Below are 19241 nucleotides of genomic sequence, written 5' to 3' on the forward strand. Positions count from 1 at the left end.
CGCCTGCCTCATTGCCACAGCCGGCTGGCGGTGCTGGCGAGGAGCTTGTGATATTCGAGGAACAGGTCACCGAACGACGGGCGCGAGGGGACGGCATCCCACACCACGGTCACGCCGTCAGGCAGCGTGCGCGCAAGTTCGCCTGCCGCGCGCCGCATGTGCCAGTCGGTCGTAACCAGGCGGAGCGACTTGATCTCGTGCGCATCGACCCAGCGCGCGGTTTCCGACGCGTTGCTGCGCGTATCGACCGCCGCGAAGCCGAGCGCGATGCAGCAATCCATCAGCTCGGCGGGCACGTCGAACTGTGCCGCGAACTCGCGCGGCCTGACCTCGGGATCGACCCCCGTCACGAGCATCGCTTCGGCCTGCCCGTCGCGAAGGATCTCGAGGCCCCGCTCGATTCTTCCGGCGCCGCCGGTCGGCACGATCACGGCGTCGGAATGAATGTCCCCTGCCGGTCCCGGCAGCGCGACCGCAAACCACAGGAAGCCGAGGGCCCAGAGCATGACCGCGGCGGAAACGATGCGGCCGATCACAGCATTCGCCTCACGGAAGCGAGCACGGTCAGCCGCGCGGTGACGACCGCGATCACGACCCCCGCGACCGGAATCCCGGCGAGCATCAGCCAGTCCGGCAGGGTCAACCCGCCACCCGCCATCATGCCCGAACCGAGCGCCGCGAACTGCCGGCCGAGCACCATGACGCCGGCGACGCCGATCGCCAGCCCGGCCACGCCGCCGAGCACCGCGTCATAGCCGATCGAGCGCTGGAAAATGCGCGCGATCTGCCCGTCCGTCCCGCCGAGCAGGTGGACGATCTCGATCGTGTTGCGGTTGCTGCCGAGCGCCGAGCGCGCCGCAAGCCACACCGCCGCTGCGCTCGTCAGCGCCAGCAGCACCACGAGCGCGATCGCCAGCCACTGGAGCGATGTGATCGCCGCGAACACGGGTTGCAGCCAGCCCGACTGCGCATCGACCCGCGCATCGGGCGCGATCTCGAGCAGCCGGGTCTGGAGGTCGTCGATCGCCGCGCGGTCGGCGACGCCGCGCAGGCGCACATCGATCAGCGCGGGAACGGGCACGGTTGCGTCGGTCGCGCCAACGCCGAGCCAGGGCTCGAGCAGCGCGTCGAGCTCGGCTTCGGGCACACGCCGGTAGGTGGCGATCTTCGCATCGTTCGCGAGCGCTTCCATCACTGCGCCTGCCTGCCGTTCGCGCGCGGCTGGGAATGCCTCGATCACCTGCACCGTTACCCCGCCGGAGAGCTCGGCGCGCGCCGTGTCGGCCATGTTCTGCAGGGCGAGCCCGCCTGCGGCCGCAACCACCGTCAGGGCGACCATGATCGCGATCACCCACGGCATCGGTCCGACCAGCCGTGCCTGCGGCACCAGACGTGCCGCACGATCCCCTCCGAACGGGGAGAATCCGCGCACGATCGCGCGATTGAGCGCCCCCGGCCGCGTCATGGCGCCGAACTCTCGCGGCGCACGGCGCGCGGCGGGTAGCGCAGCGCGCCCGTGGGATCGGACAACCGCCCCTTGTCGAGCCGCATGATCAGCGAATCGGGAACCTTCTTGAGCAGATGCACGTCGTGCGTCGCGACGACGACCGTCGTGCCCAGGCGATTGAGCGCCTCGAACAGGCGCAGGAGCTTGAGGGCCATCTCGGGATCGACGTTGCCGGTGGGCTCGTCCGCCACGAGCATGTCGGGCCGGCCGATCACCGCTCTGGCGATCGCCACGCGCTGCTGTTCCCCGCCCGACAGCGTGGCCGGCCGCGCTTCGTACCGATGCGAAAGGCCGACCCAGTCGAGCATGTCGGCGACCGGCTTCGCCACATCGGATTCGGGCATGCCCGACACGCGCAGCGGAAGCGCCACATTGTCGAACGCCGAGAGGTGCGGCACGAGCCGGAAATCCTGGAACACGACGCCAAGCCGCCGGCGGAATGCCGGCAGGCGGGCACGCGGCAGGGTGATCACGTCGGAACCGAACATCCGGATCGCCCCGCGCGATGGGCGCTGCGCCAGGTACAGCAGCTTGAGCAGCGACGTCTTGCCCGCCCCGCTCGCGCCGGTCAGAAAGTAGAAGCTGCCGGGGTAGAGCGTGAACGATATGTCGCGCAGCACTTCCCCGTCGGTGCCGTAGCGCAGCCCGACGTTGTCGAACGCCACGATCTCGCCGTCGAAATCGCTCATGGACGAAAGTCCGTCCGCAGTGTCGGGAGATCGCAGCTTCGCATGTGCGCGCGGCTATAGCGGCGCTTCGATGTGGAAAAAAGCCGCTCGCTCGCTCCTGCATCGCGGGCAAGTCTTGTGCGATCCGTGGCCCGCCCTAAGGATGCCGGTTACGATGATCATCGCCTGCCCCGCCTGCTCGACCCGCTATGTCGTGCCAGACAGCGCTATCGGAGTCGACGGGCGCACGGTGCGATGTGCGAAGTGCCGGCATAGCTGGTTTCAGGAAGGTACGGGGGCGGAGATCGGAGAGGGCATTCCGCCGCCCGCTGCGCCGGTGCCGCCGCCGGCCGCTCCTCCCGCACCGCCGTCCCCTCCTCCCTCTCCGGCTGAAGAACCGTTGCCCGAGCCTCAGGACGAGCCGGATGTAACGGAGGCTGCGGTCCCGCCGCCCGCCCCCGATTTCGACCAGCCGCCGCCCGTGGCCGAGGCGATTCCGGCGCCCCCTCCGCCGGTGGAACCCGACGATGGCTATTCCCCTTTCGCGGCCGAACCGCCGTTCCGGCCGCGGCGCAATCCGCTGAAGATATGGACCGCGGCGGCGGCGGTGTTCGCAGTGCTGGCGCTCGGCACCATTGCCGCCGTCAGCTATTGGGGCCTGCCCGACTGGGTCCCCGTCAGCCGCCCGACGTTCGCGGTCGAGCAGCCCGATCTCGTGCTCGAGTTCCCGCCCGAACAGCAGGACCGGCGCACTCTGCCCAACGGCACCGAATTCTTCGGCGCGAGCGGCACGATCACCAACGTCGGGCGGGAAACGCGCGCCGTGCCCTCGATCCTGATCGTCATGCGTGATGCGCGCGACCGGATTGTCTATAGCTGGGAAGTCGCCCCTCCCAAGGCGCAGCTTGCGCCGGGCGAGAGCGTCACGATCAACGAGGCGGTGACCGACGTTCCCAAGTCGGCCAAGTTCGCGGAAATCGGCTGGAAACCGGATTGATTGCGAGCATGGTGCGATAGGCGCGCTCAAACCGCTTGCGGAGGGGCGCACCTGTTGCTAGTGGCGCCCGCCTACCCCCCGAGGGCGCCCGTCGCCCTTCTGGCTGAGTGCGGTCGTGGCGGAACTGGTAGACGCGCAACGTTGAGGTCGTTGTGGGCGAAAGCCCGTGGAAGTTCGAGTCTTCTCGACCGCACCAAACAGTCCTGAGTAGTCCTGGAAAATCGTACCGGCCCCGGAACGCCCGCCCGAAGTGGCGCAGTCCTGCGGCCTTTCTGTATATGATCTCGTGGAACTGCAGCCGGAGACGTGGCGGGGTGAGGCGGATTTTACCTGGATTCGCCGGGGCGTCTCAGCTCGCGAAATCGTGACTGCAAGTGGTCGGTTCAGGCGAAGCCCAGTTCGCGACGCTGCTCCGTCCAGGACAGTGGCAAGGGTCCGCTCATCAGCTGCTTCGCCGTGAGATGCTTCGGCTGTCTGCCTTCTACAATCGCCGTGACGATATCGGGCGCCAGACAGGACAGAGCAACGAGTTTGCCAAGCCTTGTCCTGCATCGACTATGCTCGCTGGCAATGCTCGCAATCGATCGCGCCGGGCTCGCGAGCACCAGTTGCCTCGCCTGGTGAGCCTCGGCGACGAGTGAAACGAGTTTCTCGTCTCGCCGGACAATCGTCGGCCGGCAATTCTCCGGGCCCGGTACGATCAGCCGCAGCTGATGGCCCCGGCGGACGCGCACGGCCGGGATGGTGATCACCGGAATGCTCCGCCCGGTTTCCAAGCCGGCACCAACGCCAAGCCGCTCCCGGACAGCGTCGTGATCTAGCTCGATTCCGATCCTGTCTTCAGAGAGCCTGACCTGCCGGACAAGCGCCGCAATCAGTTCTGCCCGGTCATGGGCGTTGCCACTGCTCAGTGTCGCAGCCAAAGCGTTCGCTTCTGCGGTGGCATTCTGAAGGTGCTCGGCCTTCCGCGCATCGCCCCTCGCAAGTTCCAGCACGAACTGCTGATTAGCCAGCTTCCCAGCGATCGCCGCACACACCATCTGCTCGAGATCATGGGCCGAGACCCGCCATGCCCGGGTGCCGCCGAGCTCATCTAAACGGGTGACGTAGTAGCGATAGCGTTTCCGGTTCTTTGTGGCGTGACTCGGGCCCATCTGCCGACCTTCGCCATCCACCAGCTTGCCGATCAGCAGGCTTGGATGCTGGTGTTTCAGACGCCGCGATGAACCGGAAGCGTTGTCGGCAAGGAGCTTCTGCACCGCATCCCACAGTTCGGCGTCGACGATCGGTTGGTGTTCGCCCGGGTACGCCCTGCCTTTGTGAACAATGAACCCGCGGTAGATGCGGTTCGAAAGCAGGTGATAAAGTGTGCCTCGCCTGAAGATGCAGCCGCCCCTGTGCGGACCACTGGTCCGGCGCTGAACCTTGGTTCTGTAGCCTTCCCGGTTCAGTTCCTCGGCCAGCGCAGGCACCGATCCCAGCGCCAGATAGCGGCGCATGATGTGCCGCACCTGCTCTGCCTCGTTGCCCTTCACCACGAGCTTGCGATCGCACACCTCGTACCCGAGCGGCACCGGACCTCCCATCCACAGGCCCTTCTTCTTCGAGGCTGCGATCTTGTCCCGGATGCGCTCACCTGTGACCTCCCGCTCGAACTGGGCGAAACTCAGCAGCATGTTGAGCGTAAGCCGACCCATGCTGGTGGTCGTGTTGAAGCTCTGGGTAATGCTGACGAAGCTCGCGCCGGCCCTGTCGAGCACCTCCACAATCCTCGCGAAATCTGTGAGGCTGCGGGTCAGCCGATCGATCTTGTAGAGCAGGATAATATCGACCTTGCCTGCCTCGACATCGGCAAGCAGGCACTTAAGCCCCGGTCGCTCCATATTACCGCCCGAGAACCCGCCGTCATCGTAGCGGTCCTTCGCCAGCACCCATCCTTCATGGCGCTGGCTCAGGGCATAGGCAGCACAGGCCTCATACTGCGCATCGAGTGAGTTGAATTCCTGCTCAAGCCCATCGTCAGTGGACTTGCGGGTGTAGACCGCGCAGCGAAGCAGTTTCTCAGCCATTGCCGGTGAGACCGAAGAACCGCGGCCCGGACCAGTGCGCGCCGGTCACATACCGGGCGATTTCACTGAGCGAGTTCCAAGTGCGGTCAGCATAAGCGAACCCTTCTTCCAGAACCTCGACCGTAATGGTCTGACCGTTCCACTCGCGAACCAGCCGGGTGCCAGGTGTGAGTTTGCTACGGCGACAGAGAGGCGCGGAGTTCGGCTTCGCCACGGCAATCCGTGTCAGTTCCCGCATGACCAGCGCCGGCAAGGCACCGCGCCGCCGCTCTTGCAGGCGCTGCGCCACGAGACGGCTCAGAAGGGAAGATGGAACAGATGGCGGGGTGGTGCCCTCCATGTTGCTCCACTTCTCCCGCAACTGCGATGGCACGAGGTCCGCCAGCGCATTCAGTTCGTCATCTAGCCGGCTCATCGAGACGCTGCCGCCTCCACGACCGTATACCGGCTGATGCCGTCATGCTTCGTTCGCCGGATAGAATGGCCCTTCTTCCTGAGGCCGGTCAGCGCCGCTCGGGTAGTGTGCGGAAGCCAGCCGGTCGCCTGCACCAGTTCATCCAGCGTTGCGCCCTCTGCGCGCTCCAGGAGTGAAAGCACTTCCTCTATCTTGCTTTGCCCCTTTGAGGGAGCGTCGTCGGCTGGCTCCCTCACCGCGACGTCTTGTGCGCTCCCGCTCTCCGCTGACGCGGCAGGCCGGGCCATCGGCTCTCGCGCCATCCGGCGCGTACGCTTGCTGCTGTTTGTGTTCGCCATGAGTAATCCTCCGGATCGGGACAGCACCATTGCTGCCCCACGACCCGAAGCCCTGCCGGGCGAGCCGGTCAGGGCAGCAGCAGGTCTTGCCGGCCGCGATTCACATGAACAGCAATGCTCCGATTGCAGATGAAGTCGAATGGAATTTGAGATTACCTATGAATTGATCAACTGCGATCGGGTACCGCCTCAAGCAACATCCGGGCTGCCGCGGCAAGAGCGCACAGCCCATTTGCGCTTCTCGTCAGCTGATCGATCCGTTTCCGGACTTCCAGTGGATTCTCTGGCATCGGAAGAGCAAACTCGGGCGAAACATCTTCCATAATCCGACCGGCTTCCTGCAAAAGCCGTTGGACGAGGTCGTACTGCGTGGCGAATTCCATGCGGCCTATGAGGCGACGTTATCGAAGGAAGTCCAGTTGCAACTTTTGACAGCCGCTGTGCACCCTCGTCTCAGTCGTTCGGGAATCTACCCGACGAATCCAAAAGTGGACGTCAATTGCAGGCCGCTGGAACGGCAGTATCGTTGGACAGTCCGGTAAGTCCGCTTCTGTAGGAGAAATTGCGCTAAGCCGACGTTACCTTCTGACGCGGACATGCATTGCGATGGCAGGTCTTTGTGCAGCTTGGATCATAGCTTTGTCGGACGGTTTGGTGTAGGTCCGCCACCTCATCGTTATCGACTGGATGACAAGGCAAGTGCGGAGGGCGCTGCGCCTCGCATCGGCCCGCCTATCGGTGTTACACCCAGCGCGTCGTTCCGGCGGGCTCCCGGAAAGGATGCCGATGCCCCATGACACCAGTCTCATCACCACGATCGTCATGGGGCTGGTGCTCGCCTTCGTGGGTGGATTCATAGCGAGCAGGCTCCGGTTGCCGCCGCTGGTCGGCTACCTGTTGGCGGGCGTCGCGGTCGGCCCCTTCACGCCCGGGTTCGTGAGCGATGCTGGCCTTGCGGAGCAACTGGCCGAGATCGGCGTGATCCTCCTGATGTTCGGAGTGGGCCTGCATTTCTCGGTGAAGGACCTTCTCTCGGTGCGGCGGATCGCCATTCCGGGCGCCATCGTGCAGATCACTGTTGCGACCTTATTCGGCGCGGGACTGGCGTATTTGTGGGGCTGGACGCCGGGAGCTGGCGTCGTCTTCGGCCTTTCCCTGTCCGTCGCCTCCACGGTCGTGCTCCTCCGTGCGCTTGAGCACCGCAACACGCTGGATTCGATCAACGGGCGCATTGCCGTGGGTTGGCTGATCGTCGAGGATGTTGCCATGGTTCTGGCGCTGGTTCTGCTGCCGGCGCTTGCGGGTGTTCTGGGCGGCAATGCCGGTGAAGGCAGCCAGGCGACCGGCGGCGCCATCGCGCTGGCCCTGTTGCTCACTCTGGGAAAGGTTGCGCTCTTCCTGGTGCTGGTTCTCATCGTTGGCACGCGCGCGGCGCCCTGGGTGCTCGAACGTGTCGCCCGCACGGGATCGCGCGAATTGTTCACGCTTTCGGTGCTCGCGACGGCGTTGGGCATCGCCTATGGATCGTCCGCGCTGTTCGGCGTGTCCTTCGCCCTCGGAGCCTTCTTCGCAGGCGTGGTGCTGAGCGAAAGCGACTTCAGCCATCAGGCGGCCGCGGATTCGCTGCCGCTGCAAGACGCTTTCGCTGTCCTGTTCTTCGTTTCGGTCGGCATGCTGTTCGATCCGGCTGTGCTTGTGCACGAACCGATGGCAGTGCTTTCCGTTCTGGCGATCATCCTGATCGGAAAGTCCGTTGCGGCATTCGGGATCGTACTTGGCTTTGGCTATCCCACCCGAACCGCGCTGACGGTGTCGGCGAGCCTGGCCCAGATCGGGGAGTTCTCCTTCATCCTGATCGGCCTGGGCGTGACGCTTGGCGTGGTTCCGGTGGAAGGCAGGGACCTGATACTCGCCGGTGCGCTTCTCTCGATCACGCTCAACCCACTCGTCTTCAAGACCTTCGATGGGATCGAGCGGTGGCTGGGCCGGCGACCACGCGTGCTTTCGGTTCTGGAACGTGGCGGCGGACAAGCCCTTTCCACTCTTCCCGAAACACGCGATGAAAGCCCGCACGATCATGCGATTATCGTCGGCTACGGGCGCGTGGGCCGCGTGGTTGGCAAGACACTTGGCGACCAGACGCTTCCTGTCGTCATCGTGGACAAGGATCGGCGGCGTGTCGAAGCGCTTCGCGCGAAAGGCATTCCAGCGATCTATGGCGACGCATCGACCCCCGGTATTCTCGATGGCGCAGGCATCGCCCATGCACGCCTTCTGGTGATCGCAACGCCCGAAGGGTTCCAGACACGCCGGATCATCGAACTCGCCCGTGAACTTAATGCGGATGTTGACGTTGCGGTGCGGACGCAGAGCGATGCCGAGGTGGCCCATCTCGAAAGCCAGGGCGTCGGCCTTGCCATCATGGGCACACGCGAGTTGTCGTTCGGCTTGGCGGACTATGCGCTGCGCAGTCTGGGGGTATCAAGAAAGCGAGCCGTCGCGATCATTCAGAAAGAGCGGATATCAGGCGAAGGCGGGGCATTCGAGCGGCGACCGGACCTCCCTGACCGCGAAGCACCGGAACTGCGCCTCCGCCGTCAGGATGATGAAGAGGCTGCCTGAGGACGTGCTACGGTCTATATCTCGGTGAGATCCCGGACCAGCTCAGGGGTTTTCAAAGCCTCGGTCCGGGTTTTCGCTCAGTGACCTGTCTTCCTCGTCTGCCACAGGTTCATTCTGAAGGGCCGCAATGTCGGCAATGATGCGCGTGCGTTCGCGGCGGGCTTCGCGCTGTTCGGCCAGAAGAGCTACAGCACTCCATGCCTTGGCCGCCTTCTCTGCCACGAGGCGAATGTTCCCCAATATCGCATTGGCCGCGCGATCACGCTGGACGGTCTCCTGCATGCGGCAGAAGGCGGATGTAAGTTCCATTGGATGTCCTTTCATAATCAGATGGCGATAATCAGGAGCGTGGCTTGTCGCGCTTTGCCTGAGCAATTGCGTCGCTTAGCTTTGAGTAGCGATAATCCTTGTAACGATACTGATCGGCCGGGACGCGCGTGATGCCGTAAAGAGCCATCTGCTCGGCTGCGGTGGCTTCGTCGAGTTCAGAGGGGCTGCTCACGATTGTTGCTCCTGTGCCTGAAAGCTGGCGCGCAAGACATCGAGCTTGGCCTTTGCTGGCGCAGAACGCGCGAGCGATGCGCGTAGGTGTTGTAGCGCCTGCCTACCCATCCATCGGCAAAGTCGCTGGCCAGAGTGCTTTCCATGGCATTCACCTGGGCCTCGAGTGCTTCAACATCGCTGGCTGAAATTAGGAAGGATGCGATCGCGGAACTTGGACTGGCGATATGACCGCCTTCATTCTCCCAGTTGTCCTCGCGTAAGGATCGGGCGGCATCACGCCGTGCGGCGCTGGAAACCCGGATCATTGGGAAATCGAGCGAAAGAACCGCCCTGCCTGTGCGTGTAACGCTACTGGATAAAAGGACATCATTCGTCTCCATCGGCGAGCGGGAGCACGAACTATCTCTCTGCCGCACTCGTGCCCGAGGCATTCGGAGTGCGATGGGCCTTATATGGGGTGTAGAACACGAATTACCATCGGCGAGAGGCGTTTTGATAATCCACCAGGCAATCCGCCGATACCTGGACTTGTCAGCGCAGTTCCACTTCCACGGTCATATCGTCCAGCATGTCCGCAGGCCCCGCATAGCTTCCACTGACCGGCATCACCTGGCGGATATCACGCCCCACCGCCACCGGGACGAGGTTGAACCCGCCGACGCTGCGGTTGGTGGGATCGAACGTGATCCAGCCGGCGCCTGGCACATAGACCTCCGCCCAGGCATGGGTGGAACCAGCCAAATTCTGGCCGATGAGGTTCTCCGCCCGGTTATCGAGATAGCCGGAGACGATCCGCGCACCGAAGCCGAGGCACCGGACCGCCTCGACGAACAGCACCGCGAAATCGCGGCATGATCCCCATCTGCGATCCAGCGTCTCGATCGGCGATTGCGTACCTTCGTCATCGCGCTGACGGTAGGCAATCGCCGTCGAAACTCCGACACATACATCCTTCAGCAGGGCGAGCGTATCGGTCGGGTTGCCGCTGACGAATGCTCGGGTCCAATCCCGCAGCCTGCCCTTGGAATCTGGATTTTGCGGTACCGTCAGCGCGCCCAGGTCTGTCCATTCGTCGTCACCGTAGCGGAAGGGATAACAGATTGCCGATGCCGCGATGTCGAAGATCGGCCAGGCGACCGCTCCAAGAGTTAGTGTCGCGTGGCTTTCGATCGCCAGGCTGTCGGTGGCAAACGGAAAGGCCGCTGTCGCCACGGTATTGCCCATCACATCCTGGGCCCATGTAACGTGCGCGTCAGGGGTGATCACAAGGCGGAAAGACGTCAGGCCCACGTCGTGGCCCTCGCGCGGACGCAGCATCAATCTGTGCGGCCCGAGATTCACCGGAGCGCGGTACCGATAATTGGTCCGATGCCTGATGGTGAGCGTGGTCACTGCGTGATTTTCAAGGAGTCGATCCAATTCGCGTATAGAGCATGTTTCTGCAGCATAGACCTTGTATGGCTAATGCTGCACCCCATATGGGCTGAACCGCCCGATCGCTCTGATGCTCATGGCGGCTGAGAGACACAAGTGCGCTCCCGCATCCGGTGGAGCAACTTGTCATGATCGATACTCTCCAGAACTATCTCGACAGAGCTTCGACTTCACGATCCGCAGCGGAAGGTTCGCTGCTGGACAATGTTCGCCGCAAGCACCTCGCGTCCGCCGCAGCATGGGAGGGCCTAGCCCGCGTGCTGGGAAGGAAGGGCGACCGCCATAATCTGCGGCTATCGGAATTACCTCAGGTCCTCGCCGTCAGCGGCGAAGGTTCACAGCGATTACCCCTGCCCAATTCCGGGCATCAAGAAAGGTTGTTCGACATGAACGACAGCAAGAACCAGCAGAATAGCGAACGCCCGAACCAGGGCCAGTCGCAGCAGCAGGGCCAGTCAGGCGACAAGAATCGTCAGCCGAATGCTCCCGAGCAGGGGGGCGACAAGCGCCAGCAGGAACAGGAAGGCGCCCCAAAGAAGCAGGAAGGCGACAAGAGCTCCAGCCCCAGCTGAGTGCATCTCCATTATGCGAAGGAAGGCCGCCTCTCGGGGCGGCCTTTCCTGTTCTACGCATGGGTGCTGCAGTGCTGCAAATCCTGAAACGAAGCGCGAACCTCAATTTATCCAATCCTGTTTTAGGAACCTGGCAGTCGCGAACCTCCAAACCCAGCCGGGTCCTCTCTTTTGTTCGGGAATGGCCTAAGTCGAGAACGGCGGATTTCCGTGCTTCAGGCGGTGTGGCGCACCCTCGTCCTTCGAGGTGCAAATTGGAAGCCCCGGACCGCCAACGGGCGATCCGGAGCATCAATTCGTTTAGTCGACGGACGAAAGGTTGACCGCGCTGGCCTTGCCGTCACGGCCGGTCTCGACCTCGTAGTTGAGGCGCTGCTCCTTATCGAGCGTTGTCATGCCTGCCGCCTGGACGGCAGAAATATGCACGAAGCTATCGGCGGAGCCATCGTCGGGCTGGATGAACCCATAGCCCTTGTCACCATTGAAGAATTTTACGGTACCAGTAGTCATAGTCGCTTCCTTTCAAGAAACGGTCGTGTCCGGCTGGCGAAATTGCGAGCCGGGGTCATGCATCAAGTCGTCAATTGAAAGGATGTCGTCGTACTCACGGAGCGAAAACCGAAACGATCCGATTTTTGCGCCCGGCGTCGATACCCGTCGAATTCAACGAGAGCAGGATTTGTATGGCAGGTCTTGGCGGCATTAGATAGCCGCGTCAGATCCCACGCCGATTTGTGCCGAATTGGCGAATTGTGCCTTGCTCCAAGCACATGCTGCCCCTGCGCCCAGTCCATGTTGGAAATCGCTGATGCGTCCTGCGATGCGGGAGGCCCGTGCGAGCCTTGCGCGTCGATCGTCGTCGTTGGCGGCGACATTGGCGCTCATTAGCGCGCGCTGGTGCGCACTGTATTCCCGGTTCAGATCCATGTCAGTTCTCCTGCACGGCGGGAATGCTGGTGCATGGCCGCCCGGGGGTGATGTAGGCGTCAATCGACCATGGTTGCGACGATACGTCGCAGATCGGTGACTGGGATGACGGCGGCGACGGACGTGTGTTCCGTTGACGCTCGCGAATGCACAGCGCCATAGCGCGGAGTGAGTTTGGCGCGAGGCGTGTCGCGCGCAATCGTGTGGTTCATTATCTTGATATCCGGCGGTTCTTCACCGCCGCCTTCTTAAAGTGTCAGCGCCTGTATCCGCGCTTGCGAGCACCGCCAGGGCTTTGCCCGGGTGCCGGTTCGCAAAAGACGATCCGGCCTTTTGGTCAGATCGCAGGCGTGTCTCGAGATGTACGCGGTCCAACGACCGATCGAATATGGTAACGGTGCGCTTTTTGCTGCCGTGTGGGCGATGATGCTCGCTCATTGTCGAGGATAACGCGAAGCGTCCGTCGAGCGGGAGCTCGTTGATCGCTCATCGTGATGAGCGCGGGCTCGCCATCCATATTCCTTGCGTACGAAAATCATCCGCACGGACGTATTCCGTTACGGAGCCATGGTGCATGAAAAGAAAACTGGTGCTGATCTCGCGCTTCTGCGCGAATTGCAGCAATCATAATCCGTCGCAAGCGACGTCAGGCAACAACTATATAGCGGCGTGCAAAAAAATTACAATGGGATTCGATAGGGAAAGCAAGGAAATTGTCGAATCTCGACATTCTCAGCTGCGAACGCAAAAGCACCAAGAACCGTCAAGGTGTGCCTCGGCGACTCTGATTTCGAATATCGTCAGCTCGCACCTTACAATCTCCCGCCATCAGGCCTACATGAGCGACATCGCAGGCAATCGCTCATGTAGGCGCCTGCGGCTGAGAGACGCGATATGCTCCCGCTTACAACGAGGGAGACGATCGTGGACCTGAACCAGCTCTATTTCGACCATCAGCAGCTATTGATGGAAGCGTCGCAAGCGACTTCGGTGGGCGCGCGGCACGAGCATGAAATCGGTGCTTCGCAAATAGCGGGTCGCATCGGCTGCATACAAAGTGCGATGGGCGCGGCTGCAGTTCCGATCGGGGAAGCGCTCGCACCAGTCGACGGCGGCCCGCTTCGGCACTGTCAGGGCTACATCTCGTGAGCGGACCCGCCGAAGCGAGCGCCGCGAGGCCTGTGATGACGATGCGGTTCGGCCGGTCCCGCGCTCCAAGGCTGGAGCCCGACAAGGCGCGCCGTCAGGGCGAGATAACACAGCTCGCCTTGCTCCTTCTCGGTCGCGACAGGGCCATCGACTTCCTCAACAGCGATAACGCTGAACTAGGTTCTCGACCGCTCGATCTCGCGACGGAAAGCGCTGTCGGCTGCGCGAGCGTGGAGGCCGCGCTCGGCCGCATGACGCTTCATCCTTCCACGGGGACTTGACATGGGATTTCACGACAATCGTTGTGCGGACGGAATTCGTTCGGCCGGCCGATCCACAGCCGACGGTCATTTTCTCAGGCCGGACGCTCGCGGCTACCCGCCATTTGCCACCGATGTTTCTGCCTGAACGATGGCCGGTTTCGACAAGGCAAACTGGCAGCAGAACGACGGCTTTTTCGGCGGTCACTGTCCGCGTACCTGGCCGTCCGTTTGCCTCACGGCCATCTCTCAGTGAAACCCGACAGCGCTCATGGCCGGGTTAGCGCTAATTGAGAAGGGGCAGCTGATCCCTTGGAGGCAAACCAAATGTGGTGGCAGGTTCCCTCGCCGTCTGGGCGCGCAGTCACGCTGGCTTCCGTCACCTTGAAGCCGGCGCGCTGCAGTTGAGCGGTAAATGCGGGATCAGGATCTGCTGACCAGATTGCGAGGATGCCCGTAGGCTTGAGCGCGTTCAGAGCGGCGTTCAGCCCGCATCTCGAATAGAGGTAATCATTCAACCGGCGCGTGAGCCCCTCGGGCCCGTTGTCAACGTCGAGCAGGATCGCGTCGTATCCCTCCCATGCTGCGTCGATCAGCATCGCGACGTCATCCATGATGAGAACGACACGCGGATCATCAAGGCATCCCGCAGTGAGCTCACGCATTGGGCCTCGCGCCCACTCGATAATCTCGGGCACGAGCTCTGCTACCGTTACGCTCGCATCTTCGCCGAGGGCAGCTAGCGCGGCCCGCAAGGTGAAACCCATGCCGTAGCCGCCGATGAGTAGCTGTGGTGCGGGGCGGTCACCGAGATGTTCGCAGGCCATTATCGCAAGAGCTTCCTCCGAAGCACTCAGGTCAGTGCTCATCAGCTCGATAGACTGGAGGAAGATCGCGAAATCTGAATCGTTGCGCATCAGGCGCAACTCCACGCCATCGGGTACTACAGCGGTCCCGATCAGCTCATCCCCGTTCACGCTACGCCCGATTCTACTTCCGGCGGGCTTTCCGGGCGGCATAGCGTGCGTCTCGAGCCGCCTTGCGTTCGGCCTCAGTCCGTTCCGGTGCGGGTTCGGCAGCTTTCGCCGTCTCCGCGGCCCGGGCGGCAAGCTTCGCTTCCCGCTCTACTTTGGCCGCATTGCGCTTTTCTGTCTGCCGCGCTTCACGTTCCGCTGCTCTAGCAGCACGCTCCGCCTGTACTTCGGGATCGACCGGAGGTTTGGCCTTCAACCGGGCCAAGGCCTTCGCCCGCGCCTGAGCCGCAGCTTTCACGCGATCCTGAAACTCTGGTTCCTTGTATCCTGCCATAAATCGCTACTCTGTTCCTGATAATCATCGAAAGGGCCGGCGGGCATCGGCAAAAGCAGCGCGTACCGGCTTGGTCTGTTACTGTGACGCCGGTGGAACCGATACGGTCGGATGTCGCCGATCGCGACATCGGCGCGAAGGCCTGTAGCACAGCATCGTTCAGAGGCCACAATGGCGTGGTCGGCCAATTCCCGCTCACATAGTTCCATAGAATTGATCATAGCGAACCTTCCCCGCGGGAGCTCGCACCGTGAACACGGCAACGGCGATGACACCGCCACCGGGATCTGGTCGGCAGGTCACGTTCAGAGGTAAGTGCTTCGGCTCCCGGCCAACACTTGCATCGCGAGCGATCGTCCCCAACTTGAATGCCATCGCACCCCCGTTTCGAGCAAAGTGCGACTGAGAGTTTGGCAGCTCCCGCTCCTGCGGAGATAAGCCGTGACCAACTCATCCCCCGAGAACACCACTACCATCGGCGCCGCTTCCCCGGCTGCGGCTGAATCAAGGCAGCCCGGCCGGACCGACTTGCGCAACACCAGAACATCCGAAGAGCGGAAGGTTCTTGCTCTGGAGATGATAGCCGATCAGCTTGCTCTGATCCACGCCGACCTCTGCTCGATCGATGATTTTTCACGCGCCGGAGCCGGCAGCGGCGGCCCCGATTCTGGCGGCGGCGAGGCCGCGCAGGATCGCTGGGACAACGAAGGCGGCAGCTTCACGGATGAGGCAGCCCCTCGATCCTGACGTTACCCGCTCCGTGGAGCACACTACGCGGTGGGCGGGTATCGCTACACAAACTTGCAGCACGCGATAGCTGAAGCGAAGCGAGCAAGACGAGCCGAGGGGCAAGGGCGAATAGATTCTTGCGGGAGCGGCTCGCCTTACTGCTGCGAGACGCTCCGATAGACAGCTCGCGATCAATTGCATGAGCGACACTTGAACTGTCATCTGAATCCGAAACCTTCGGCCGACAGGCGAACTCGCCGGTAGTCGATGCCGATGCGCTTGCCCAGTTCCGCAACCCCGCTGCTGAGTATCGCCCGTTCGCGCGTGTCGGCATTCTCCCACGCACATCCAGATCGCGCGACGCCTGGGCGATCGTCACCCCGCGTTCGCGGACCATCCTCACCGCCTCAAGCTTGAACTCGCGGCTGAACTTCCTTCTTTGCATTGTGGACCTCCGATAGGTGGAAACACCCTATCTCGGTGTCCATCAAACCGGCAGCAGGCCACCTTTCGAGTCTCGCCCTTACGACCGCATGATGGCAGCATGCTTGCATGAACCATGAAACCTTCCTTGCACTTCCTGCTGACGTGGTGCGCTTTGCCTGGTCCGCACCCATGCGTGAACTCGCTGTGAAGGTTGGTATAAGTGACGTCGGTCTCAGAAAGCTGCTGGTATCAGAGGGAGTGCCCATACCGCCACAAGGGCACTGGAACCGCGTGCATGCAGGCCGCAAGGTTGGGCCGCCGCCGCACGCCAAGCCACGAGGTCCCGGCGAAAGCGGTCGCATCCGTCTCGATCACCGCTTTCGCGACCTCGTTCCCGAAGCCGGACCGATCCCCGAAGAAGGGCCATTTGCATCCGCAGCGGTCCCTGAAGACCTAGCTGACCTCCGCGCGCTCGAGCTCAAATCGATTGGGCGGGTCGCCGCAAGCCGCGATCTGGAGCGAGCTCACCCGGCACTGCGCCAACTGCTCAAGCGCGAGGCACAGTTGCGCGAGAAGCACTCGGTCAGCAATTACTCCTGGGATCGCCCCAACTGGGACGGGCCGCTGGCGCAGCGCCAACTGCGCATCATCAACGGTCTGTTCAAGACGCTGAGCAAGCGAGGGCACGCACCGTGGACTCGCTACAGCCAGGGCGAGCTTCAGATGTACGTGTCGATTGGCACCCGGCATTTTCAGCTGCGCTTTGGCGGGTCTGGGCACCGCGGTGGAGAGCGGGCGCCTTCGCGGGATCTCCCAGCTAACACGAAGCTGACCCTTTCGGTCGATCACAAGTCCCGGAGCGCGCTGATCACTAGCTGGATGGACGGCGACCAGCAGCTTGAGCAGCAGATCGCATCGATCGCTGCGGACCTCATCGTCGTTGGCGAGGAGGCGTTCCGGCAGGGCCTCGTCGAACAGCGCGAGTGGGAAGAGCAACGCAGGCGCTGGGCGGACGAAGCGAGCCGCGCGGAGCTTCAAAGGCTTCAGGAGAAACGGCTAACTGACCTTGAGGAGAGCGGGACCCTCTTGCACAAGGCCGCCGAGATCCGCGCGCTGGTCGGCCAGGTCGGCGCCGCCGTTGAAAACGGCAACCTAGCTGTGACGCCTGAGCAGCTGGCACGTTGGAAGACGTGGGCGCTCGCCCAAGCGGATAAACTCGATCCGGTGCTCACGGGTCAGGTGCTGTCGCATCTGGTCGTGCCTCAGCTTGACGATGCCTAAGATTACAAGACTGAGCCGGATTTATTCACCTGGCGACCAGGCGATCTCGCACGAGAACTCCACTTTATTCGTCGATACTGGTGGTCACCGTGACTGCGCGACAACTCGCGCGGGCGCAGGAAGGCGAAGCGCACCTCGAGTGAACTATCGGGATATTTGTCGGCGACCATCAATGGTCTTCGTCGGCCCCCTGTTTCTTACGGAACTTCTCTTGCTGAAGCGCCGCGGCGGCGCTCCATTTGTCGAGGGGCATCATGCCTGGCACGACCAGCACCCCGCCCCCCGATGATTGAGGCTGGTTACAGCCCGCCTGCGTTCTGAGCGCGTTGAGGTGCTTGCTAGCAGCAATATCGCCCTTGGCAGCCTTTCGTTGAATTGCCATCAGCTCCAGCTCCAACATCGTCACCGACCTACCCGAAATGTCGACTTCTTCGCTTGCGACGCGCTCGAGCATTGACCGAAGATCAACCGAAGCCTTTTGCTTCTTCGGGCGCCCAGCGGGGTTACCCGACTGTCCCTTCCTGAAGCGTGAATGCCTGGGGGGTCTGCCATAACCGACCGTGTAGTCGTCCTCATCGCTCATTGTGTTTCCCGAATTGCTAATGATGAACAGCGCCCGGATGGAGAAATGCGGAGCTGAAAACACTCATTCCAATTCTCGGGAAAACCCGTGAGCAGACGCGGGGCAAGCCGGTGTTGCTTCGATGCCCTACGCTTCCAGATCCGCAGCGAGCGCGGCGCAGTCGTCAAAGCTCACGCCGGAGCTGGCGAGAAGCGCCGTACCGTTCGTCGCCTCCTGCCACCGCCGGATGGCGACATCGACATAACGCGGATCGAGCTCGATTGCCCTCGCACGGCGCCCGGTCTGCTCAGCCGCAATGATGGTCGTTCCCGAACCTGAGAAGGCATCGAGAACAATGCCGCCGCGCCGCGAGCAATCGCGGATGGCATCTGCCACCATCGCGACGGGCTTTACCGTCGGATGCATGGCGAGTTCCTCGTCGCGTCCTGCCTTGAGGGAATTGACGCCAGCGTAATCCCAGACGTTGGTCCGATAGCGCCCGTGCTGGCCAAGCCCGAAGTTGTTGATATGCGCCGCGCTGCCATTCTTGAAGACGAACACCAACTCGTGCTTCGACCGATAGAATGCCCCCATGCCGCCGTTGTCCTTGTTCCAGACTACGAGGTTTTTCAGCTCCGAATAGGCCGCCAGGCCGGCGACAAGCAGTTCGCCCATATGGCGCCAGTCCATACAGATGAAGTGAATGGCACCATCGGCGCTGAATGCTGCGAGATTGCTGGCGACACGCGTGAGGAAGCCGGTGAATTCAGCCTCGCTCATTTCGCCCGAGGCCATCACGAACTCGTCGTGCTTCACCTTGCCCAGCCCGCAGATGTGGCCGTTGACCGGCACATTGTAGGGCGGATCAGTGAAGACCATCTGCGCCTTCTCGTCACCGAGGAGTCGGCGATAGACCTCCGGATCGGTCGCATCGCCACAGATGATCGCATGATCGCCGAGAAGCCAGATATCGCCGGCGCGGGTTACGACAGGCTGGCTCTTGTCGATGTCGATCGGCTGTTCTTCCGGCGCATCCGGATCGAGCGTGCTCAACAGCGCTTCGATCTCGGCCGCGTCGAAGCCGGTGAGAGCGAGCTCGAACTCTTGGTCGAGTTCGGCGATGGTCTCGAATTCCAGCGCCAGCAGCGAATTGTCCCAGCCGGCCAGCTCCGCAAGCCGGTTGTCCGCAATGACATAGGCTCGCTTCTCGGCCTCGGTCATATGCTCAAGGCGCAGTACCGGTACATGGCTCATCCCCAGAATCTTTGCCGCCTCGATGCGACCATGACCTGCGACGACCGAATTCTTGCCGTCCACAAGCACGGGATTGGTGAAGCCAAAGCGCCTGATGCTGTCGGCAATCTGCTTCAGCTGCTTCTTCGAGTGGGTGCGTGCGTTGCGCTCGTGCGGAACGAGCTCGCCGACGGCGACGCTTTCAAGCCGCTCCGGGCTGATTATGGGCAAGTGGGACAT

The 19241-nt window shown here is 62.5% G+C and carries 23 protein-coding genes, 1 tRNA gene and 1 pseudogene; 8 read left to right on the forward strand and 17 right to left on the reverse strand.

Annotation, left to right across the window (positions count from 1 at the left end):
- Positions 1 to 8: 8 nt before the first annotated feature.
- The 3 genes from JNO53_RS12145 to ftsE are packed head-to-tail and all read right to left on the reverse strand — an operon-like array spanning position 9 to position 2196.
- Positions 9 to 536 carry a YdcF family protein gene (locus JNO53_RS12145; RefSeq protein ID WP_338015354.1) on the reverse strand — a complete coding sequence of 176 codons (528 nt, stop codon included), beginning with the start codon at positions 534 to 536 and terminating at the stop codon, positions 9 to 11.
- Positions 533 to 1465: a cell division protein FtsX gene (locus JNO53_RS12150; protein WP_203111577.1), complete on the reverse strand. Its 933-nt coding sequence runs from the start codon at positions 1463 to 1465 to the stop codon at positions 533 to 535. The genes JNO53_RS12145 and JNO53_RS12150 overlap by 4 nt, the downstream gene beginning before the upstream one ends.
- A complete protein-coding gene (gene ftsE, locus JNO53_RS12155; RefSeq protein WP_203111579.1) occupies positions 1462 to 2196 on the reverse strand; it encodes a cell division ATP-binding protein FtsE in 735 nt (244 codons plus the stop codon). Before ftsE ends, JNO53_RS12150 begins: the two co-directional genes overlap by 4 nt.
- 154 nt (positions 2197 to 2350) lie before the next feature.
- Between ftsE and JNO53_RS12160 the strand changes: the two genes are divergently transcribed.
- Both JNO53_RS12160 and JNO53_RS12165 read left to right on the forward strand, forming a co-directional pair.
- Positions 2351 to 3172: a zinc-ribbon domain-containing protein gene (locus tag JNO53_RS12160; RefSeq protein WP_203111581.1), complete on the forward strand. Its 822-nt coding sequence runs from the start codon at positions 2351 to 2353 to the stop codon at positions 3170 to 3172.
- Between the two features lie 109 nt (positions 3173 to 3281).
- Positions 3282 to 3368: transfer RNA gene (locus JNO53_RS12165), tRNA-Leu, on the forward strand.
- 187 nt (positions 3369 to 3555) lie between these two features.
- On the opposite strand, the gene JNO53_RS12170 is transcribed toward JNO53_RS12165, so the two are convergent.
- The 4 genes from JNO53_RS12170 to JNO53_RS12185 form a co-directional block, all read right to left on the reverse strand.
- On the reverse strand, positions 3556 to 5241 hold the full coding sequence (locus JNO53_RS12170; protein WP_203111583.1) for a recombinase family protein: 1686 nt from the start codon (positions 5239 to 5241) through the stop codon (positions 3556 to 3558).
- Positions 5234 to 5656, reverse strand: a complete 423-nt coding sequence (locus JNO53_RS12175) for a DUF2924 domain-containing protein (RefSeq protein WP_203111585.1) — start codon at positions 5654 to 5656, stop codon at positions 5234 to 5236. The genes JNO53_RS12170 and JNO53_RS12175 overlap by 8 nt, the downstream gene beginning before the upstream one ends.
- Positions 5653 to 6024, reverse strand: coding sequence for a DUF3489 domain-containing protein (locus JNO53_RS12180; protein WP_160734062.1), 372 nt, complete (start codon positions 6022 to 6024; stop codon positions 5653 to 5655). The genes JNO53_RS12175 and JNO53_RS12180 overlap by 4 nt, the downstream gene beginning before the upstream one ends.
- A 137-nt stretch (positions 6025 to 6161) precedes the next feature.
- Positions 6162 to 6377 carry a hypothetical protein gene (locus JNO53_RS12185; protein ID WP_203111587.1) on the reverse strand — a complete coding sequence of 72 codons (216 nt, stop codon included), beginning with the start codon at positions 6375 to 6377 and terminating at the stop codon, positions 6162 to 6164.
- 403 nt (positions 6378 to 6780) lie between these two features.
- Between JNO53_RS12185 and ybaL the strand changes: the two genes are divergently transcribed.
- Positions 6781 to 8616 carry a YbaL family putative K(+) efflux transporter gene (gene ybaL, locus JNO53_RS12190; protein WP_203111590.1) on the forward strand — a complete coding sequence of 612 codons (1836 nt, stop codon included), beginning with the start codon at positions 6781 to 6783 and terminating at the stop codon, positions 8614 to 8616.
- Between the two features lie 42 nt (positions 8617 to 8658).
- Here ybaL and JNO53_RS12195 read toward each other — a convergent pair whose 3' ends face one another.
- The 3 genes from JNO53_RS12195 to JNO53_RS12205 form a co-directional block, all read right to left on the reverse strand.
- A complete protein-coding gene (locus JNO53_RS12195; RefSeq protein ID WP_203111592.1) occupies positions 8659 to 8925 on the reverse strand; it encodes a hypothetical protein in 267 nt (88 codons plus the stop codon).
- Between the two features lie 31 nt (positions 8926 to 8956).
- Positions 8957 to 9118 (reverse strand): hypothetical protein, encoded by a 162-nt coding sequence (locus JNO53_RS12200; RefSeq protein WP_203111594.1) that lies wholly within the window; start codon positions 9116 to 9118, stop codon positions 8957 to 8959.
- 533 nt (positions 9119 to 9651) lie between these two features.
- On the reverse strand, positions 9652 to 10512 hold the full coding sequence (locus JNO53_RS12205) for a transglutaminase family protein (RefSeq protein WP_338015355.1): 861 nt from the start codon (positions 10510 to 10512) through the stop codon (positions 9652 to 9654).
- Between the two features lie 170 nt (positions 10513 to 10682).
- Here JNO53_RS12205 and JNO53_RS12210 point away from each other — a divergent pair, with 170 nt between their 5' ends.
- Positions 10683 to 11126, forward strand: coding sequence for a hypothetical protein (locus JNO53_RS12210; RefSeq protein WP_203111596.1), 444 nt, complete (start codon positions 10683 to 10685; stop codon positions 11124 to 11126).
- Between the two features lie 300 nt (positions 11127 to 11426).
- On the opposite strand, the gene JNO53_RS12215 is transcribed toward JNO53_RS12210, so the two are convergent.
- Complete coding sequence (locus JNO53_RS12215) at positions 11427 to 11636, reverse strand: cold-shock protein (protein ID WP_203111598.1); 210 nt, start codon at positions 11634 to 11636, stop codon at positions 11427 to 11429.
- Between the two features lie 192 nt (positions 11637 to 11828).
- A complete protein-coding gene (locus JNO53_RS12220; protein WP_203111601.1) occupies positions 11829 to 12053 on the reverse strand; it encodes a hypothetical protein in 225 nt (74 codons plus the stop codon).
- Positions 12054 to 12977: 924 nt separating this feature from the next.
- Between JNO53_RS12220 and JNO53_RS12225 the strand changes: the two genes are divergently transcribed.
- Both JNO53_RS12225 and JNO53_RS12230 read left to right on the forward strand, forming a co-directional pair.
- Complete coding sequence (locus JNO53_RS12225; protein WP_203111604.1) at positions 12978 to 13202, forward strand: hypothetical protein; 225 nt, start codon at positions 12978 to 12980, stop codon at positions 13200 to 13202.
- Positions 13203 to 13237: 35 nt separating this feature from the next.
- Positions 13238 to 13483 carry an antitoxin Xre/MbcA/ParS toxin-binding domain-containing protein gene (locus tag JNO53_RS12230; RefSeq protein ID WP_203111607.1) on the forward strand — a complete coding sequence of 82 codons (246 nt, stop codon included), beginning with the start codon at positions 13238 to 13240 and terminating at the stop codon, positions 13481 to 13483.
- A gap of 248 nt (positions 13484 to 13731) precedes the next feature.
- On the opposite strand, the gene JNO53_RS12235 is transcribed toward JNO53_RS12230, so the two are convergent.
- Positions 13732 to 14481, reverse strand: coding sequence for a spermidine synthase (locus JNO53_RS12235; RefSeq protein ID WP_238401879.1), 750 nt, complete (start codon positions 14479 to 14481; stop codon positions 13732 to 13734).
- Complete coding sequence (locus JNO53_RS15390; RefSeq protein WP_238401880.1) at positions 14453 to 14770, reverse strand: DUF6481 family protein; 318 nt, start codon at positions 14768 to 14770, stop codon at positions 14453 to 14455. Before JNO53_RS15390 ends, JNO53_RS12235 begins: the two co-directional genes overlap by 29 nt.
- Positions 14771 to 15211: 441 nt before the next feature.
- Here JNO53_RS15390 and JNO53_RS12240 point away from each other — a divergent pair, with 441 nt between their 5' ends.
- Positions 15212 to 15517: a hypothetical protein gene (locus JNO53_RS12240; protein ID WP_203111613.1), complete on the forward strand. Its 306-nt coding sequence runs from the start codon at positions 15212 to 15214 to the stop codon at positions 15515 to 15517.
- Between the two features lie 325 nt (positions 15518 to 15842).
- Here the strand turns inward: JNO53_RS12240 and JNO53_RS12245 are convergent.
- Positions 15843 to 15944: pseudogene (locus JNO53_RS12245) on the reverse strand (transposase); the annotation flags it as partial.
- A gap of 107 nt (positions 15945 to 16051) precedes the next feature.
- Between JNO53_RS12245 and JNO53_RS12250 the strand changes: the two are divergent.
- Positions 16052 to 17206: a hypothetical protein gene (locus JNO53_RS12250; protein ID WP_203111616.1), complete on the forward strand. Its 1155-nt coding sequence runs from the start codon at positions 16052 to 16054 to the stop codon at positions 17204 to 17206.
- Positions 17207 to 17375: 169 nt separating this feature from the next.
- On the opposite strand, the gene JNO53_RS12255 is transcribed toward JNO53_RS12250, so the two are convergent.
- Both JNO53_RS12255 and JNO53_RS12260 read right to left on the reverse strand, forming a co-directional pair.
- Positions 17376 to 17789 (reverse strand): DUF5681 domain-containing protein, encoded by a 414-nt coding sequence (locus tag JNO53_RS12255; protein ID WP_203111619.1) that lies wholly within the window; start codon positions 17787 to 17789, stop codon positions 17376 to 17378.
- A gap of 126 nt (positions 17790 to 17915) precedes the next feature.
- Positions 17916 to 19241 (reverse strand): site-specific DNA-methyltransferase, encoded by a 1326-nt coding sequence (locus tag JNO53_RS12260; protein ID WP_203111622.1) that lies wholly within the window; start codon positions 19239 to 19241, stop codon positions 17916 to 17918.

The sequence above is a fragment of the Altererythrobacter sp. C41 genome (genome assembly GCF_016803135.1).
Taxonomy (GTDB): domain Bacteria; phylum Pseudomonadota; class Alphaproteobacteria; order Sphingomonadales; family Sphingomonadaceae; genus Pelagerythrobacter.

Coding starts and splice junctions, on each gene's coding strand:
- JNO53_RS12170 (WP_203111583.1), bottom strand. CDS start 5,241: ATGGCTGAGAAACTGCTTCGCTGCGCGGTCTACACCCGCAAGTCCACT.
- ftsE (WP_203111579.1), bottom strand. CDS start 2,196: ATGAGCGATTTCGACGGCGAGATCGTGGCGTTCGACAACGTCGGGCTG.
- JNO53_RS15390 (WP_238401880.1), bottom strand. CDS start 14,770: ATGGCAGGATACAAGGAACCAGAGTTTCAGGATCGCGTGAAAGCTGCG.
- JNO53_RS12260 (WP_203111622.1), bottom strand. CDS start 19,241: ATGTCCCACTTGCCCATAATCAGCCCGGAGCGGCTTGAAAGCGTCGCC.
- JNO53_RS12230 (WP_203111607.1), top strand. CDS start 13,238: ATGACGATGCGGTTCGGCCGGTCCCGCGCTCCAAGGCTGGAGCCCGAC.
- JNO53_RS12175 (WP_203111585.1), bottom strand. CDS start 5,656: ATGAGCCGGCTAGATGACGAACTGAATGCGCTGGCGGACCTCGTGCCA.
- JNO53_RS12220 (WP_203111601.1), bottom strand. CDS start 12,053: ATGGATCTGAACCGGGAATACAGTGCGCACCAGCGCGCGCTAATGAGC.
- JNO53_RS12185 (WP_203111587.1), bottom strand. CDS start 6,377: ATGGAATTCGCCACGCAGTACGACCTCGTCCAACGGCTTTTGCAGGAA.
- JNO53_RS12250 (WP_203111616.1), top strand. CDS start 16,052: ATGAACCATGAAACCTTCCTTGCACTTCCTGCTGACGTGGTGCGCTTT.
- JNO53_RS12180 (WP_160734062.1), bottom strand. CDS start 6,024: ATGGTGCTGTCCCGATCCGGAGGATTACTCATGGCGAACACAAACAGC.
- JNO53_RS12215 (WP_203111598.1), bottom strand. CDS start 11,636: ATGACTACTGGTACCGTAAAATTCTTCAATGGTGACAAGGGCTATGGG.
- JNO53_RS12255 (WP_203111619.1), bottom strand. CDS start 17,789: ATGAGCGATGAGGACGACTACACGGTCGGTTATGGCAGACCCCCCAGG.
- JNO53_RS12160 (WP_203111581.1), top strand. CDS start 2,351: ATGATCATCGCCTGCCCCGCCTGCTCGACCCGCTATGTCGTGCCAGAC.
- JNO53_RS12150 (WP_203111577.1), bottom strand. CDS start 1,465: ATGACGCGGCCGGGGGCGCTCAATCGCGCGATCGTGCGCGGATTCTCC.
- ybaL (WP_203111590.1), top strand. CDS start 6,781: ATGCCCCATGACACCAGTCTCATCACCACGATCGTCATGGGGCTGGTG.
- JNO53_RS12195 (WP_203111592.1), bottom strand. CDS start 8,925: ATGGAACTTACATCCGCCTTCTGCCGCATGCAGGAGACCGTCCAGCGT.
- JNO53_RS12235 (WP_238401879.1), bottom strand. CDS start 14,481: ATGCCGCCCGGAAAGCCCGCCGGAAGTAGAATCGGGCGTAGCGTGAAC.
- JNO53_RS12210 (WP_203111596.1), top strand. CDS start 10,683: ATGATCGATACTCTCCAGAACTATCTCGACAGAGCTTCGACTTCACGA.